Genomic DNA, 16,109 nt, shown 5'->3' with positions numbered 1-16,109 from the left:
CAGTCGTCACAGAAAAGCCGTCAGATGCAGAGCACTGAGTTCCTGGCAGCAGCACTTGCGGGGTTGGGCACAGGGCTGGCACTGATCATAGCGATCGGTGCGCAGAGTGCGTTTGTGTTGCGGCAGGGGCTCCGCGGTGACCATGTTGGACTGGTGGTCTGGGTGTGCCTACTCAGTGATGTGGTCCTCATAGCCGTGGGCGTTGCTGGGGTTGGCCAAGTGCTGCGGGCTGTGCCGGCAATGGAAGTCGCAGCCCGGGTTGGCGGGGCCGGATACCTTTTTGTCTACGCCGCCTTGGCGGGAAGGCGTTGTCTGCGGGTTAGCGGCGGACTGCATCCCAGCCGCGGAATCGCCCTCACCACAAAGGCTGTCCTGCTCGCGGTGTTGGCTGTGACGTGGCTGAATCCCCACGTGTATCTAGACACCGTGCTGCTTCTGGGTTCCCTGGCCAGCGTCCACGGACAGATGCGCTGGGGGTTTGGGCTAGGGGCCTTTGCTGCCAGTCTGCTCTGGTTCACGGCGCTGGGGTACGGCGCAGCAGTGTTGCGCCCCATATTTGCCAAACCGCAGGCGTGGCAATTGTTGGATGCTGGGACAGCAGCGGTCATGGTGGTTCTGGGTTTGGCCATGCTGGCCTCGGGCTGATCGGGAACCTAGGCAGGACGCTTGGGTTCCCCGCCGTGGCGGTGCCCGGGTTGGTTGGGGCCCCGGCGAACCGATACCATCGAAGAGGCTCACAGCAACCCCCGTATGTTGCTTGGATAAGGAGCCATACATGACAAACAAGGAGTTACCAGTGCCAGTGGATTCACAGATCACCATTAATGTCGACGGCGAGACGACTACGGTGGCCACAGGCACCACCGGAGCGGAGCTGTTCTTTGAACGCCGAGACGTTGTTGTCATGCGAGTCGACGCGGTTTTGAAGGACCTTGCCGCGGTTTTGGAAGACGGCGCTGCTGTGGAATCGGTCACGATTGATTCCCCCGACGGACTGGATGTGCTTCGCCACTCCACCGCCCACGTCATGGCCCAGGCCGTGCAGCAGCTGCGCCCCGACGCCAAGCTCGGCATTGGCCCGTACATCACCGACGGCTTCTACTTCGACTTTGATGTGGCCGAGCCCTTCACCCCCGAAGATCTCAAGACCCTTGAGAAGATGATGCTCAAGATCGTCAATCAAAACCAGAAGTTCGCTCGCCGCGTTGTCACCGAGGAGCAAGCCCGCGAGGCTATGGCCAACGAGCCGTACAAGCTGGAGCTGCTGGGCAAGAAGAACGACGACGCTGCTGACGCCGCCGAAGGCGTCAACGTCGAGGTTGGTGCGGGGGACATCACCCTGTACTCCAACATTGATCGCAAGAGCGGTGAAGAGGTTTGGTGCGATCTGTGCCGCGGCCCGCACCTGCCCAACACGAAGCTGATCTCCAACGCCTTCGCCCTGACCCGTACCTCCGCCGCCTACTGGCTGGGCAACCAGAAGAACCAGCAACTGCAGCGCATCTACGGAACGGCATGGCCCACTAAGGATGCCCTGAAGGCCTACCAAGAGCGCATTGCTGAAGCTGAGCGTCGCGACCACCGCAAGCTCGGTGTAGAATTGGATCTGTTCTCCTTCCCTGACGAGCTGGGATCGGGCCTGCCCATCTTCCACCCCAAGGGCGGCATCATCCGCAAGGAGATGGAAGACTACTCACGTCAGCGCCACGTCGAGGCTGGGTACGAGTTTGTTTACACCCCGCACATCACCAAGGGCCACCTCTACGAGGTCTCCGGCCACCTTGACTGGTACCGCGATGGCATGTTCCCTCCCATGCATGTTGATGCTGAGCTGAACGAGGATGGCACGGTGCGCAAGCCCGGCCAGGACTACTACCTCAAGCCCATGAACTGCCCCATGCACAACCTGGTCTTCCGCTCCCGCGGACGCTCCTACCGCGAACTGCCGTTGCGTCTGTTCGAATTCGGTTCGGTCTACCGCTACGAGAAGTCCGGTGTGATCCACGGACTGACACGCGTGCGCGGCATGACACAGGATGACGCTCACATCTACTGCACCAAAGATCAGATGAAGGATGAGCTCACCGAGACTCTGAACTTTGTACTGTCCCTACTCAAGGACTACGGCTTGGAGGACTTCTACCTGGAACTCTCCACCAAGGATCCGGAAAAGTTTGTGGGCGATGACGCCATTTGGGATGAAGCCACCCGCACCCTGGAAGAAGTTGCCACGGAATCCGGTCTGGAGCTGGTTGCCGATCCCGGCGGAGCGGCATTCTACGGTCCCAAGATTTCCGTGCAGGCTAAGGATGCCTTGGGCCGCACCTGGCAGATGTCCACCATCCAGCTGGATTTCAACCTGCCCGAGCGTTTTGAGCTTGAATTCCAGGCTGCCGATGGCACGCGTCAGCGCCCCGTCATGATCCACCGTGCGCTTTTCGGTTCTGTGGAACGCTTCATGGGTGTGCTGACTGAGCACTACGCAGGCGCGTTCCCGGCCTGGCTGTCCCCGGTCCAGGTCGTGGCCATCCCCGTGGCTGAGGCGTTCAACGATTACATGTTCGACGTCGTCGCGCAGCTGAAGAAGGCCGGTATCCGTGCCGAGGTGGACATCTCCAGCGACCGCTTCCCGAAGAAGATCCGCACGGCATCCAAGGACAAGATCCCGTTCGTCCTGATTGCTGGCGGTGACGACGCCGATGCCAACGCAGTGTCCTTCCGCTTCCGGGATGGCAGCCAGGACAACGGTGTAGCCGTTGAAGAAGCTGTTCGCCGCATTGTCGAAGCAGTTCGGAACCGTACGGCGTGAGCGACCACGGTGGGGCGTCGGAGCCCGTTGTCGTTGATGATTTTGAACTCCCAGGGGTTCCGGACGCCTTCCAACGACTCTGGACGCCCCACCGGCTCGCCTATGTCAAGGGTGGGCAGGAACAAGTTAGCGGGAAGCATGATTGCCCGTTCTGCGAGGCGCCCGAACGTAGCGATGAACAATCGCTCATTGTGCACCGCGGCGAGCTGGCCTATGTGATCTTGAATTTGTTCCCCTACAACCCGGGGCACATCTTGGTGTGTCCCTACCGGCACGTGCCCGACTACACGGACCTGACCCTCGACGAAACAGCAGAATTCGCTGCGCTATCGCAGAAAGCGATGCGGGTGTTGCGCGCTGTTTCCAAGCCATCAGGGTTCAACTTGGGCATGAATCAAGGTGTCACAGGCGGCGCCGGTATTTCCGCGCACCTACACCAACACATCATTCCGCGATGGGGCGGGGACGTAAACTTCCTGCCCATCATTGCCGGCACCAAGGCCATCACCCAAACCCTTGGTGATGTTCGCCAGCAAGTGGCAGACGCCTGGAATAACACGGACCTAGGACAGTAATGCTGAACAAGTATGCCCGGGCACTTTTCGCCGCCATCTTCACTCCCATCGCAGCACTGCTGGTGCGGCTGAAGGTCTCACCCGATGCCGTGACCATCATCGGGACCCTAGGTGTGGCCGCGGGCGCACTGATCGGCTACCCGCTGGGTGAACTGTTCTGGGGCACCGTAGTGATTACCGTCTTTGTGTTCTCGGACATTGTTGATGGTCTGATGGCGCGCATGCTTGGCCGTTCGGGCCCCTGGGGCGCCTTTTTGGACTCCACCCTTGACAGGGTGGGGGACGGGGCGGTCTTCGCCGGAATCGTCATATGGTTCTATACCGGTGGCAACAACCACTTCATCGCCGCCATGGCCCTGACCTGCTTGGTGCTGGGATCCATCGTCTCCTACGCCAAGGCACGTGCCGAGGGATTGGGGATGACCGCAAATGTCGGCATCGCCGAGCGTTCGGACCGGCTCGTGGTGGTTCTCGTGGCGACCGGGCTGGTAGGCCTGGGAATCCCCGAAGCCGTGCTCGCCGTCGTGCTTGTCCTGCTAGCCATCGCCAGCCTGGTAACGGTATTTCAACGGATGGGAACTGTACGCCGTCAGGCCATGGCGGCGGTTGCGTCGCAAGGACAGTAACACTTATTTTTATCCCCTCTGGGGCCCGGTTTAGACTAATTCCACCCGTGAAACATGTCACGTTCACGGGTTCGTGAATAACTTTCCGTTCCTTCCCAGAGGGGTTTTTTGTGTCTACACCTGAGGTAACACCTGTCACCGGCAGCAGCCGGGTCAAGCGCGGCATGGCCGACATGCTCAAGGGCGGCGTCATCATGGACGTGGTCAACGTTGAGCAGGCCAAGATTGCCGAAGATGCCGGCGCCGTAGCCGTCATGGCGCTGGAGCGGGTCCCGGCCGATATTCGAGCCCAGGGTGGCGTTTCACGCGCCAGCGATCCGGACATGATTGACGCCATCATTGCCGCGGTGTCCATCCCCGTTATGGCCAAGGCCCGTATTGGACACTTCGTTGAGGCGCAGGTCTTGGAGTCCCTTGGCGTGGACTTCGTGGATGAGTCCGAGGTTTTGACCCCGGCCGATTACGAGCACCACATCGACAAGTGGAACTTTAAGGTTCCTTTCGTCTGTGGCGCCACGAACCTCGGTGAGGCGCTTCGCCGCATCAACGAGGGTGCTGCCATGATCCGGTCCAAGGGTGAAGCCGGCACCGGCGATGTCTCCAACGCCACCGGCCACATGCGCAAGATCCGTACCCAGATCGCCCAGCTGGCAGCCCTGCCGGCGGATGAGTTGTATGTTGCCGCCAAGGAACTGCAGGCCCCGTACGAGCTCGTGAAGGAAGTTGCCCAGGCTGGCAAGCTTCCCGTGGTGCTGTTCACCGCCGGTGGCATTGCAACCCCGGCTGATGCCGCCATGATGATGCAGCTCGGTGCCGACGGCGTGTTTGTTGGCTCCGGTATCTTCAAGTCCGGCAACCCGGCCCAGCGCGCAGCTGCCGTGGTCAAGGCCACAACGTTCTTCGATGACCCCTCCGTGATTGCCAATGTCTCTCGTGGACTGGGCGAGGCCATGGTGGGTATCAATGTGGCCGACATCCCCGAGCCGCATCGCCTGGCCGAGCGCGGCTGGTAACCTCCGTAGAGCAGGTAAGGCGGCACCGGAGGTACGAAAGTACCCCGGTGCCGCCGCTTTAACCGGCAGACATCTTCTGCTGCTGCGGCTTCGTCTTCTTCTGCTTCTTCTGCTTTTTCGACGCTATCGCATCAATGGTGTGATTTTCTTCGACGCTATCCCACTTCCCCTCCAAGGATGAGCCTTCATGCAACAGCTTTTTACCGGTCTTCTTGGCTACCCCATCACGCCCTTGAAGCACGACGACGAACCTGACTTGGGCGCCTTGGCTCACCTAGTGGGCAACTGCGCCTTGGCAGGCTTATCTGGTGTTACAGTCCTGGCTACCTCCGGTGCTGGTGTGACGTTCAACCGGGCTGAGCGGGAGTCCGTAGTGCTGACTGCTGTGGAGGTAGCTAGCAGGGTTGCTAACACGGTTGATGTCCTGAAGACGGCTCTGCCGGTATACGCAGCCGTCAGTGCGCCGTCGACGCTGGAAATAGTGGCCTTGGCAAAAGACGCTGAACGGGCAGGTGTCGCCGGACTGGTGCTGGCGCCATTTTCGTATCTTCCGCTCTCGGATGCGGAGGTGCGCACATTATTCTTGACGCTTTCTGAAGCGACATCCCTACCGATATGTTTTTACAACAAACCGGCGCAAACCCAATATGACCTCAGTCCTGACACCTTGGCCTACCTGGCGGTTCATTCCAACGTGGTGGCAGTTAAAGAAACCATGCGGCGGGAGAACGTAGCCGCACGTGTGCAGCAGCTACGAGAGGCCGTTGGCACGGACTTTTCTCTGGGTTTGAGCTCAGACGTTCAACTGTTGGCCGAACTGCCCACAGCTGACGCTTGGCATACAGGACTGGCCGCGTTGCTGCCGGGTGATTACGTGCGGGTGTGGCAGCAGGCCAGTGCGGGTAAGCAGCAGGGTGCAGAGCTGTCCAGGTTGCAGCGCATTGCACAGTCACTGGCTGGAATGCCGCACCCAATTGGGGCCTTGCACGCGTTGTCCAATGTCATTGGTGTCCCGACGCAGGGCCCTCGTGGCCCCTACGCCGCCGCGACCCAGGAAGAAACGTGGCAGCTGGGCAAAGCAGCCAACGGCTCATTCTGAGTGCCCCAGCCTGAGTGCACCAGCGATGGAGAAGACGACGCCAAAGTCACTTCCTGCCAACCTTGGGTGAGATAGCGTCCTTGATGTTCCAACCATTGCTGCGCTAGCGTGCCTGAAAAAGCCACCATTGCTGCGCTAGCGTTTGGAGTGGCGGGCTACTGCGGCGGGTGGAACCACCACGTTTGGCCCTTGCCGATGAGTTCGAAGCCCCGGTTGCGGTACAGCCGTTGACCGTCAGGAGTGGCGTTGAGCAGTAAGTGCTCAGCGCCTGCGTTGAACGCAGCTTCGGCCAATGAATTCAGCAGAGCGGTACCGAGACCGGTGCGGCGATGTTCTGGATCCACCACCATGTCAAAGATGCCCGCCAGATTTTTTCCACCCTGTTGGTTCGGCGGGAGAAAGGCGTAAGAGCGTCCCGCCCAGTTGTCTTCGGTGCGGGCAGTGGCCAGCCACACCTGATCGTCCGCGAGACAAGTCAACTCCACCCGGTCATCAGAAGTCTCGCTTGCGGCCGCCACGCTTTCAACGTCCAGGGCGCGGGTCATCCACCAAGGCTGCCAGCCGCGCTCAAAACGGTACGCCGGTAGTATTCCTTCTCTGACAGCGGCATTCATCCACACCCCGACAGTGGCAGCGCCGCGACGTTCGGCTTCGGCCAAAGCAGGCTGCAGGCCGGCGTCGGTAATTTCTTGGGGAAACAGGCACAACATTTCCTTAGTTTCCGGGAGCCAGACCCAGTCCATGCGGTGAGTGGAAAATGCCCGCCCGCCCGTGGCCTCAGCTAGTGCGCGGAACCATGCATGCTGCGTCCTTTGGCAATCTGCAAGTGTCACCATGCGCTTAGACCAACCCCCGTCGGGCTAATAGGGGAGCGGTATTGGCCTCGCGGCCCATAAATTTGACGAAGGCCTGTAACGGGTCAATTGAGAATCCGCGGCTCAACAAGGTGGTGCGGAAGTGCTCACCGTTGGCACGAGAAAGCCCGCCATTTGCCTTGAACCAAGCAACAGTATCGGCATCAAGCACCTCCGACCAGATGTAGGAGTAATACCCGGCCGCGTACCCGCCAGCAAAGATGTGGTTGAAGTATCCGGTGCGGTAGCGCGGCGGTACGGCGGTGAGATTCACACCGGCAGCGGCCAGTGCTGAAGCCTCGAATGCCATCGGATCTTCAACAGGTGCACCGGGGGCGAGCTCATGCCATGCCAAATCCAACAAGGTGGCTCCCAAATATTCGGTGGTGGCAAATCCCTGGCCCCACAGCGCTGCGGCTTCGAGTTTCTCCGCAGTCCCCTCCGGCAGGGGTTCACCAGTGCGGTAGTGCTTGGCGTAGTTCGCCAGCACCTCCGGCCATAGGATCCACATCTCATTCACCTGGGAAGGATATTCCACAAAGTCACGCGGAACATTGGTCCCGGAAAATTTCGGGTAATGCACTGCTGAGAACAAGCCGTGCAGGGCGTGGCCGAACTCGTGGAAGCACGTCACCACTTCATCGAACGTCAACAGTGTGGGTTCACCGGCCGGGGGCTTGGGGATGTTGAGGTTGTTGACCACTACGGCGTGGGTGTCCTCGAGGAAGGATTGCTCAACGAAGGAGTTCATCCAGGCTCCGCCACGTTTGGTTTCGCGGGTGTAGAAATCTCCCAGGAAGAGACCCAGCACTGAACCGTCAGCATTGCTCACTTCCCAAATACGGACCTCAGGGTGGTAGCCGAGCAGATCGGGGCGTGCCCTAAAAGTGATTCCGTACAGCTGGGTAGCGGCATAAAAGACGCCCTTTTCCAGCACTGAGTCAAGCTCAAACCAGGGGCGCAGCGCGGCCAGATCTACACCATACTCATCACGACGGACCTGCTCGGAATAAAAAGCCCAGTCCCAGGCCACGATGGGGTGTTCGGCTGTGGCAGCCAGCTTCTCAGCCTCCAAGCGAGCATTGTGAACAGCCGCTGCGGTGATGGGCGCGAGCATGGCATGAACGGCTGCCAACGACGGCGCCGTCTGCGGCTCGATAGAGCGCTCAGCTTCTGATGCAAAACCAAGCAGCGCAGCCTTTTCGGCCCGCAGTGATGCCATGGTGGCAGCCAAGCCCAGCACAGTTGATTCCCCGGCACCCAGGCCCCGGCTTACCGAGGCCAGATGCAGCTTTCGCCGGGTTTCCCGGTTGGTGAGCACCTCCAGGGCAGGCTGCGCGGTGGGCAAAATCAGGGTCAGCAGATAGCCTTCGGCGTGCCCGGCAGCTCGTGCAGCCGCCGCCGCCGTGGCCACATCATCGGCGCTGAGTCCGTCCAACAACTCCACATCTACAACATGCAAGGCGGCTTGGTTCCCCGCCTGCATGACGAGTTGTGAAAACTCGGTGCTGAGGGAAGAGAGTTGGCCATTGAGTTCGCGCAAACGCTCCTGTGAGCGCCCCTGAAGAGCCACACCGGCCCGCGTGAACGACTTCCGGTATTCATCGAGCAAACGCAACGATTCAGCATCGAGGCCATCAGATGGCACAGCGAGCATCCGCTCATACAACTCAGTGTTCAGCAGCACCGTGTCCTCATGCTCTGCGAGCCGCGGAGCAATGACGGCTTCCAACGCCTGAATCTCCGCGGTTCCATGAGAGCCGGCAATATTGAAAAACACTTTCGCCACCCGCGTCAGTACCGCTGCACTTCGCTCCATGGCCAGCACAGTATTCTCAAATGTAGCCGGCGCCGGATCAGCGGTGATGGCAGCTATTTGGGCCAACTGTTGTGCAAAACCGGCCTCAAAAGCGGGCAGGTAATGCTCCACAGTGATGGCGGCGAAGTCCGGCAGCTGACATTCCAGGGTGCTGGCCGTCAAGAACGGGTTGGGTGAGTTTTCCTCGGTCATGCTTTGACTCTTTCATGGATTAACCCAAGGACGACGGCGAAACGAGAGTTTCGCCGTCGTCCTTGGGAAGGTGCCGCTAAAGGAAGCGGTAGCTTACTTCTGTGCAAAGACGAGGGACATGGGAGTGGTCTCCGTGGTCTGGCCCTGCGGATTGTCACGGAAGATGTTTTCCAGAACCGTCATGGTCAACGCTGTGTCGTGACCCAGGGCCACCACACCTAGATCGTTAGCGTCCATAATGGCAGTTCCGGCAAACGAGGCTGCGTACTCGGCCGGTACCGATGCCCGGACCAGTGCGCTGAGGCGAGATGCTACGCCGTCGGGGTCAATCGGGGCGTACTTCACCGAGTGGGTGGAGGTGCCCACCTGGTACCCGGCAGCGCCGTCGATCGCGTTGATATTGTGGCCCACCACCTCATAGAACACGCCCGACTTGCCCTGCAGCTTGCCAATGACGGAGCGGGCGGAAGCGTACATGATCCTCGGCAAGCCCACCTCATCGATGGCCAACTGCATGGACCAGGGGCTGGCCAAACCAATGCCACCAGGGTTACGGGTGACGAACTTGGAGAAGATTCGTGCCGCATTGGAGACCTTGATGTCCCACACCGGAATGGACCGGCCCTGGGTCATGGCGACGATCTTTTCCGAAAGGAACAGGTACCAAGGAGTGTCCGCGGTGGCGGTGCCATGGTCCCCGCCAGCGGCAGGCAGCCCGTCAAAGAAACGCTTGACGTAGGTCATGACCGTGGGGTCAAAGTCGGTTTCTTTGTAGAACACTTCGGTGCGCAGCGGGTAGCGGCGGAACGTTCCGGCGCCATCAGGAACCGTGATGTCCAGTTGCTTGTCAGCATTGGGGATGTAATCGCTCTTGCCAACGATGCCAGCCAAGACTGCGGGCTCGTCGAAGAATTCGCGCAGCCACAGTTCGGTGTTGATCAGGCGCCAGAACACCATGGTGGAACCGCCGCTCTTGCCACTGAGGAGTTCCTCGAACGCGTAAATGACAGCGTCCTGGTTCCAATACGGGCGGCTGCCGAAGGAGGTGGAGAGGAAGATCTCGTAGATCTTTTCCTTCATGTGCCCAAACCACTCCGCTTCCGGGGTGGTGAAACCGATCTTGTTCCGGCGGTTGCTGATCATTTCCGGCAGCAGTTCGCGGGTGGCGTCCCGCAGGATGCGCTTGTTCCAACCGCCCTTGATGATGGATTCATCATCGAGGCTGAACAGGAACTTCACTACTTCCTTATCCAGGAACGGCACGCGGCCCTCCAAGGAGAAGCGCATGGTGTTCTTGTCCTCGTAGCGCAGCACAGCCGGCAGGGACTTGTGGAAGAGGTCATCGATCAGACGCAGCTTCAAGTTATCCGGGATATTGGCAAACGTCTCAGACTTGTACTTGGCCGTGAACTTTTTGTTCAGCAGGGCCGAGACGCCAACTTCCTTCTTGAAGCTGAGCATGCCCTGAATCCGGAAGCGAGCTAGCCGGAACAAGATGTCCGAGCTGGACACCAATTCCTTAGCCAGCTTGACGTTCTGGCCGTTCTTCTTCAGCTGACGCAGGTAAGCGAAGTAGTACGGGATGTAACCGGCCATCATCTCGTCGGCGCCCTGGCCATCGAGCAGCACGGTGACATGCTTGGAAGCCTCGCGCATCACCTGGTACTGGGCGTAGGGACCCGAGGAGATGATGGGCTCTTCCATGGTGCGGACAAAGTCTTCCAAGTCCTCCAAAAATTCGCCAGGCTTAGGCAGAATCTTGTGGCTGATGACATTGCCTTCACAACGGGCCAGTACGGCGTCGGCGTACTTTTCCTCGTCGTTGATGGAGTTGGGGAAAATAGCTGAGAAGGTCTGCTGCTTGGCTCCAAGGGAGTCCGTGGCTGCGGCATTCTCCTGCATCAGCTTGTTGATGGTAACTACGACGGCGGACGAGTCCAGTCCGCCTGACAACGCGGTACCAACGGGGACTTCCGACTGCAGACGCAGACGAACACCCTCGGTGAAACGTTCCCGGTATTCGTCAATGACGGCCTTCGAGTACGGGGTTTCAATCTTGGCAAGTTCTGCCAGCTCTTCCTTTAAACGCGTGTAAGAGGAGATGGTGGCTGTTCCGGCCGGTCCCGCTGCCGTGTCCACAGTGTTCAGCACCAGCTTCTCGCCGGGCATGAGCTTGCTGACGCCGTCAAAGAACGTGCTGGATTCGTCGTCGTGGATCCGGAACTGCAGGTAGCGGTACAGGATCCGCTCATCTACCCCGGCTGTGATCTTGCCACTGGCCAGCAGGGGCTTGATCTCAGAACCAAACACCAGGGTGGGCGCCTGCGCCGTGCCAGCTGTTGCGTAGTAGAGCGGCTTGATGCCGAAGTGATCGCGGGCCAAGACCAGTCGGTTGTTCCGGCGGTCGTGGATGGCGAAACCGAACATGCCGTTGAACTTATCAAAGGCATCATCGCCCCACTCTTCGTAGGACTGCAGTACCACTTCGGTATCAGATTGGGTGGAGAAGGTGCGCCCCAGCGCCTCAAGTTCGGCCCGCAGCTCGAGGTAGTTGTACACCTCACCGTTGTAGACCAGTACAGTTTCGCCATCGGCGCTGTACATGGGCTCCTGGCCATGGGCCACATCAATGATGGAGAGGCGTCGATGCGCCAACCCAACATTGCCGTGGGTGTAAACACCCTCCCCATCTGGCCCGCGGTGCACCATGCACGCATTCATCTGCTGCAATAGGGTTTGATCTTCCCCATAACCGTAGTATCCGGCGATTCCGCACATACTTACTTACCTCATCTTTAGCACGTCAGTCCTGCCGACAATGCTACTTGCTTGCGGAGGTATCCCCGCCCACCCTGCTCGGCGCGGGAAAGAAGTAATGCGTGTGAGATAGAGCCCACACAGGCGCATATATGATGAAAATGTGACTTTTGAACCCACCATGAACCCGGCCGCGCATCCCACCGTAGGAATTTTGGCGTTGCAAGGTGATGTCCGCGAACACGCCCGGGCCATTGAAGAATGTGGCGGGCGTGCCGTGGCGGTTCGCCGGCCGGGCGAGTTGGCCGCCGTCGACGGTCTGATCATTCCCGGCGGTGAATCAACCACCATTGACAAGCTCACCCGAATTTTTGACATGCGTGAGCCGTTGCGGGAACGGATTGCCGCCGGGTTGCCTGTTTACGGTAGTTGCGCCGGAATGATCATGCTGGCCAACGACATCGCCGACCCCGCCAAGGACCTAGCAGGAAACCCCCAGCAGACCCTAGGTGGATTGGACATCACGGTGCGCCGCAACGCCTTTGGCCGCCAAGTGGATTCCTTTGAAACGGAGCTCGATTTCACCGGCCTGGCGCCAGTGGGCACGCCCGAACTACCGCTGCATGCGGTGTTCATCAGGGCGCCGTGGGTGGAGCGTGTAGGTGAGGACGTGCAGGTGTTGGCCAGCGTGAAACTGCCAGATGCTGGGCAAAACGATAGGATTGATTCAGAAGTTCGTGCTGTCGCCGTTCGTTCACGGCATTTGCTGGCCACCTCCTTCCATCCGGAAGTGACGGGGGAGCGCCGCATCCACGAACTGTTTATTCGAATGATTAGAGGAGAAGCGTAACTATGTCAGGCCACTCCAAATGGGCAACTACCAAGCACAAGAAGGCAATTCTTGACAGCCGTCGGGCCAAGTCTTTTGCCAAGCTAATCAAGACCATTGAAGTTGCTGCCCGTGGTGGTGGAGCCGATCTAGCCGGTAACCCGGCCCTGGAACTTGCCGTCACTAAGGCCAAGAAGACTTCGGTGCCTGCTGACAACATTGACCGCGCTATCAAGCGTGGTGCTGGACTGCTCGGTGACGCCGTGGATTACCAGACCATCATGTATGAGGGTTACGGCCCGGCCGGGTCAGCCATTTTGATCGAGTGCCTGACCGACAACAAGAACCGCGCCGCCTCCGAAGTGCGTTTGGCTGTGGGTCGCAACGGCGGCAACATGGGCGATCCCGGTTCCGTAGCGTACATGTTTACACGCAAGGGCATTGTTGGCCTGCCCAAGAATGATCTGAGCGAGGACGATCTCCTCATGGCCGTGCTGGACGCCGGTGCCGAAGAGGTCAAGGACCAGGGCGAAAGCTTTGAGGTCATCTCCGACCCTCAGGACCTACCGGCTATCCGTGCCGCTCTGACCGAGGCCGGTATTGAGTACGAATCCGACGAAGCCGGCTTTGTGCCCTCCATGCAGGTGGAACTGGATGTCGATAACGCCCGCAAGTTCATGAAGCTCTACGACGCTTTGGAAGATCTTGATGACGTCCAGAACATTTACTCCAACGCCGATATGAGCGCAGAGGTTCTCGCCGCGCTTGAAGAGGACTAGGAACTGCGTGTTCTAGGAGTGGATCCGGGTTTGACCCGGTGCGGGCTCGGCGTCGTTGACGTCGCCGCCAACCGCCAGGCCACCCTCGTGGGTGTTGGCGTGGTGGGAAGCTCGCATGAATTGAGCCTTGACGCCCGGCTGCTGGTCATCGCGGAAGCGCTTGACCAGTGGCTGGATGCGTTTAAGCCCGAAGTTTTGGCCATTGAACGCGTTTTTGCCCAAACCAACCTCAGCACTGTGATGGGTGTGGCCCAAGTCTCTGGGGTTGTCATGGTCTCTGCGGCCCGTCGGGGTATACCCGTGGCCATGCATACCCCCTCGGAAGTCAAGGCCGCAGTCACCGGTAATGGCCGCGCCGACAAGGAACACGTCACCGCTATGGTGACCCGGCTCCTGCGCCTTTCCGAACCTCCCCGGCCCGCTGACGCCGCGGACGCCTTGGCGTTGGCCATCGCCCACGCATGGCGGAGCGGCAATTCCTTTGCCGGAAGTTCCTCAAGTACGACGCCGGCCCAGCAGCTTTGGCGCGATGCCGAACGTAAGTCCGCGGTCAAGAAGAACAAAGAGAAACCCGACGCCAAGTGGCGCTAGATGTTTAGTACGTATGTTCTATATGATGGCTAGTAAGCAGTGGCCAGTTGGTCCGGTTTTTATCAGGAGACGCAAGCAATGATCAGTTTTGTCCGTGGGCCAGTGGCTTCGCTTTCCTTGGCTCAGGCCGTCATCGACGTCAATGGGGTTGGCATGCTGGTGCATGCCACACCAAAAACCTTGGGTGAATTGCGGCTAGGGGAGGAGGCCACCCTCACCACCGCCATGATTGTCCGCGAAGACTCTATGACGTTGTACGGCTTTGCTGATGCCGACGAGCGGGAGGTCTTTGACACCCTCCTCACGGTCAGTGGCATCGGCCCTCGGCTGGCCTTGGCGATCTTGTCTGTACTGGAGCCGGAAAGTATCAGGGTGGGAGTTGACGCTGGCGATGGCAAGGTCTTCACCAAGGTTCCTGGCGTAGGCCCCAAGGTTGCCGGGCGCATAGTCCTCGAGCTCAAGGGAAAGCTCAAACCGACAGGGCAGGCAACCACTGTTGCCCCGGCCGCAGCTCCCGCTATGGAATGGAAAGAGCAGGTGGTGGCCGCCATGACCAGCTTGGGCTGGAATGAACGCGACGCGCTCAAGGCCATTGACTCCGCCGTGGCTGCCGAACCTGAACTGGCTGAAGGCGGCAATGTTCCCGCTGTGTTGCGAGCAACGTTGCGCTGGCTAGGTCAGGATCACACCAGGGCCAAGAGCGGTGTGCGCTAGAACATGGCTGCTATAGATGATTCAATCCCGCTCCTGCCGGGGCAGATCAGTATTGGTGAAGCTGGCGGAAACTCTGGCGCTGGTCGCGGTGGCGCCGCCAGTGCTGCTGCCAGCGAATTGGCCGCCTCCGTAGCCGAGCCTGAAGAGCGTGAACTAGAGGCGGCCTTGCGGCCCAAAAACCTTGATGACTTTGTGGGCCAAGAACGTGTCCGCAAGCAGTTGGCCCTGGTACTGGCTGCATCCAAGATCAGAGGCCGTAGCGCCGATCACGTGTTGATGTCGGGGCCACCAGGCCTCGGCAAAACTACTCTTGCCATGATTGTTGCCGCAGAAATGAACGCGCCCTTGCGGATTAGCTCGGGCCCGGCTATTCAACATGCAGGGGACCTCGCCGCCATCTTGTCATCGCTGACCGAGGGCGAAGTGCTGTTTCTCGATGAAATTCACCGCATGTCGCGTCCGGCAGAAGAAATGCTGTACATGGCCATGGAGGACTTCCGCGTGGACATCATTGTCGGCAAGGGAGCGGGGGCTACGGCCATCCCGCTTGAACTGCCGTCCTTCACTTTGGTGGGAGCGACCACGCGTGCCGGACTGTTGCCCGGCCCGCTGCGAGATCGTTTTGGATTCACGGGGCACTTGGAGTTCTATTCGGTGGCTGAACTTGAACTGGTGTTGCGTCGCTCGGCCGGCATGCTGGATCTGCGCCTGACGAGTGCCGGATTCGCTGAAATTGCGGGCAGATCCAGGGGCACTCCGCGTATCGCCAACAGGTTGCTACGCAGAGTCCGTGACTGGGCACTGGTTCACGGGATCGAGTCCATTGATGCACGTACGGCATCGGCAGCGTTGGATATGTATGAGGTGGACGCCCGTGGATTGGATCGGCTGGACCGCTCGGTGTTGGAGGCGTTGGTCAACAAGTTCAACGGAGGGCCTGTGGGCCTTTCCACCTTGGCTATTGCCGTGGGCGAGGAGCCTGAAACTGTGGAAACCGTGGCTGAGCCATTCTTGGTTCGCGAAGGGCTGCTGGGCCGTACTCCGCGGGGCCGGATTGCTATGCCGGCAGCCTGGGACCACCTCGGGCTAAAGATGCCCGGCAACGCGGTTGCCGCCGCCATGCTTCCCTTTGATGAGGACAGCAGTGGTAACTAACGCGAGTGCATCAGGCCAGGATTGATCCAGAAGTATCCCTATTCACAAGGTATCGAGATTCAGACGTGTGGGACATGGATTGCGCTCTGAGAGGGAAAAGTTTTCCTCCAACCAGGGCGGCGGTGTGGTATTCAGCTATATTTCCTGACAATTTGTCTAAATACGGTCGGTTCTGGGCGAATGCTCATCTCACATACAGCTTTAGCCTCTAGACTGGTATGACCTCCGGCACGTCCACGACGTGCGTTGAATTGAAATGTCTGCTTAACGAATGGAATCCCAGCTGTGACCCTCAGT

The 16,109-nt window shown here is 59.5% G+C and carries 14 protein-coding genes; 11 read left to right on the top strand and 3 right to left on the bottom strand.

Features of this window, described 5'->3' with window-relative positions; genetic code table 11:
• Positions 1–24 precede the first annotated feature (24 nt).
• The 6 genes from ACX80D_RS07255 (at position 25) to ACX80D_RS07230 (ending at position 6,122) form a co-directional block, all read left to right on the top strand.
• Positions 25–645, top strand: a complete 621-nt coding sequence (locus ACX80D_RS07255) for a LysE/ArgO family amino acid transporter (protein WP_459321970.1) — start codon at positions 25–27, stop codon at positions 643–645.
• Positions 646–775: 130 nt separating this feature from the next.
• On the top strand, positions 776–2,809 hold the full coding sequence (gene thrS / locus ACX80D_RS07250) for a threonine--tRNA ligase (protein WP_459321969.1): 2,034 nt from the start codon (positions 776–778) through the stop codon (positions 2,807–2,809).
• The gene (locus ACX80D_RS07245; protein ID WP_459321968.1) at positions 2,806–3,384 is read left to right on the top strand and encodes an HIT family protein; all 579 of its coding nucleotides are present in this window, start codon (positions 2,806–2,808) and stop codon (positions 3,382–3,384) included. The genes thrS and ACX80D_RS07245 overlap by 4 nt, the downstream gene beginning before the upstream one ends.
• Entirely contained in the window at positions 3,384–4,010 is a 627-nt protein-coding gene (gene pgsA, locus ACX80D_RS07240) for a phosphatidylinositol phosphate synthase (RefSeq protein WP_459321967.1), read from the top strand. Before ACX80D_RS07245 ends, pgsA begins: the two co-directional genes overlap by 1 nt.
• A gap of 110 nt (positions 4,011–4,120) precedes the next feature.
• Entirely contained in the window at positions 4,121–5,023 is a 903-nt protein-coding gene (gene pdxS, locus ACX80D_RS07235) for a pyridoxal 5'-phosphate synthase lyase subunit PdxS (RefSeq protein WP_459321966.1), read from the top strand.
• 187 nt (positions 5,024–5,210) lie between these two features.
• Positions 5,211–6,122: a dihydrodipicolinate synthase family protein gene (locus tag ACX80D_RS07230; protein WP_459321965.1), complete on the top strand. Its 912-nt coding sequence runs from the start codon at positions 5,211–5,213 to the stop codon at positions 6,120–6,122.
• Between the two features lie 155 nt (positions 6,123–6,277).
• Here the strand turns inward: ACX80D_RS07230 and ACX80D_RS07225 are convergent, their stop codons facing one another.
• The 3 genes from ACX80D_RS07225 to asnB form a co-directional block, all read right to left on the bottom strand.
• Positions 6,278–6,958, bottom strand: coding sequence for a GNAT family N-acetyltransferase (locus ACX80D_RS07225; protein ID WP_459321964.1), 681 nt, complete (start codon positions 6,956–6,958; stop codon positions 6,278–6,280).
• Between the two features lie 4 nt (positions 6,959–6,962).
• On the bottom strand, positions 6,963–8,987 hold the full coding sequence (locus ACX80D_RS07220; RefSeq protein WP_459321963.1) for a M3 family metallopeptidase: 2,025 nt from the start codon (positions 8,985–8,987) through the stop codon (positions 6,963–6,965).
• A gap of 93 nt (positions 8,988–9,080) precedes the next feature.
• Positions 9,081–11,765 (bottom strand): asparagine synthase (glutamine-hydrolyzing), encoded by a 2,685-nt coding sequence (asnB, locus tag ACX80D_RS07215; RefSeq protein WP_459321962.1) that lies wholly within the window; start codon positions 11,763–11,765, stop codon positions 9,081–9,083.
• A gap of 160 nt (positions 11,766–11,925) precedes the next feature.
• On the opposite strand from asnB, the gene pdxT reads away from it, so the two are divergent.
• The 5 genes from pdxT (at position 11,926) to ruvB (ending at position 15,812) form a co-directional block, all read left to right on the top strand.
• Positions 11,926–12,594 carry a pyridoxal 5'-phosphate synthase glutaminase subunit PdxT gene (pdxT, locus tag ACX80D_RS07210; protein ID WP_459321994.1) on the top strand — a complete coding sequence of 223 codons (669 nt, stop codon included), beginning with the start codon at positions 11,926–11,928 and terminating at the stop codon, positions 12,592–12,594.
• 2 nt (positions 12,595–12,596) lie between these two features.
• A complete protein-coding gene (locus ACX80D_RS07205) occupies positions 12,597–13,352 on the top strand; it encodes a YebC/PmpR family DNA-binding transcriptional regulator (protein ID WP_459321961.1) in 756 nt (251 codons plus the stop codon).
• A gap of 3 nt (positions 13,353–13,355) precedes the next feature.
• Positions 13,356–13,943 (top strand): crossover junction endodeoxyribonuclease RuvC, encoded by a 588-nt coding sequence (gene ruvC / locus ACX80D_RS07200; RefSeq protein WP_459321993.1) that lies wholly within the window; start codon positions 13,356–13,358, stop codon positions 13,941–13,943.
• Between the two features lie 78 nt (positions 13,944–14,021).
• Positions 14,022–14,657, top strand: coding sequence for a Holliday junction branch migration protein RuvA (gene ruvA / locus ACX80D_RS07195; RefSeq protein WP_459321960.1), 636 nt, complete (start codon positions 14,022–14,024; stop codon positions 14,655–14,657).
• A gap of 3 nt (positions 14,658–14,660) precedes the next feature.
• The gene (gene ruvB / locus ACX80D_RS07190; RefSeq protein WP_459321959.1) at positions 14,661–15,812 is read left to right on the top strand and encodes a Holliday junction branch migration DNA helicase RuvB; all 1,152 of its coding nucleotides are present in this window, start codon (positions 14,661–14,663) and stop codon (positions 15,810–15,812) included.
• The last annotated feature ends 297 nt before the right edge of the window (positions 15,813–16,109 follow it).

Source organism: Arthrobacter sp. Sr24 (assembly GCF_054511175.1).
The sequence above is the reverse complement of the archived record's forward strand: the minus strand, read 5'-3'. Positions and strand labels throughout refer to the sequence as shown.

What these genes read in the sequence shown, in the direction of transcription:
- pdxT (WP_459321994.1), top strand. Translation starts at nt 11,926, where the DNA reads ATGAACCCGGCCGCGCATCCCACCGTAGGAATTTTGGCGTTGCAAGGT.
- thrS (WP_459321969.1), top strand. Translation starts at nt 776, where the DNA reads ATGACAAACAAGGAGTTACCAGTGCCAGTGGATTCACAGATCACCATT.
- ruvA (WP_459321960.1), top strand. Translation starts at nt 14,022, where the DNA reads ATGATCAGTTTTGTCCGTGGGCCAGTGGCTTCGCTTTCCTTGGCTCAG.
- ACX80D_RS07225 (WP_459321964.1), bottom strand. Translation starts at nt 6,958, where the DNA reads ATGGTGACACTTGCAGATTGCCAAAGGACGCAGCATGCATGGTTCCGC.
- pgsA (WP_459321967.1), top strand. Translation starts at nt 3,384, where the DNA reads ATGCTGAACAAGTATGCCCGGGCACTTTTCGCCGCCATCTTCACTCCC.
- ACX80D_RS07230 (WP_459321965.1), top strand. Translation starts at nt 5,211, where the DNA reads ATGCAACAGCTTTTTACCGGTCTTCTTGGCTACCCCATCACGCCCTTG.
- ACX80D_RS07205 (WP_459321961.1), top strand. Translation starts at nt 12,597, where the DNA reads ATGTCAGGCCACTCCAAATGGGCAACTACCAAGCACAAGAAGGCAATT.
- asnB (WP_459321962.1), bottom strand. Translation starts at nt 11,765, where the DNA reads ATGTGCGGAATCGCCGGATACTACGGTTATGGGGAAGATCAAACCCTA.
- ACX80D_RS07255 (WP_459321970.1), top strand. Translation starts at nt 25, where the DNA reads ATGCAGAGCACTGAGTTCCTGGCAGCAGCACTTGCGGGGTTGGGCACA.
- ruvB (WP_459321959.1), top strand. Translation starts at nt 14,661, where the DNA reads ATGGCTGCTATAGATGATTCAATCCCGCTCCTGCCGGGGCAGATCAGT.
- ACX80D_RS07220 (WP_459321963.1), bottom strand. Translation starts at nt 8,987, where the DNA reads ATGACCGAGGAAAACTCACCCAACCCGTTCTTGACGGCCAGCACCCTG.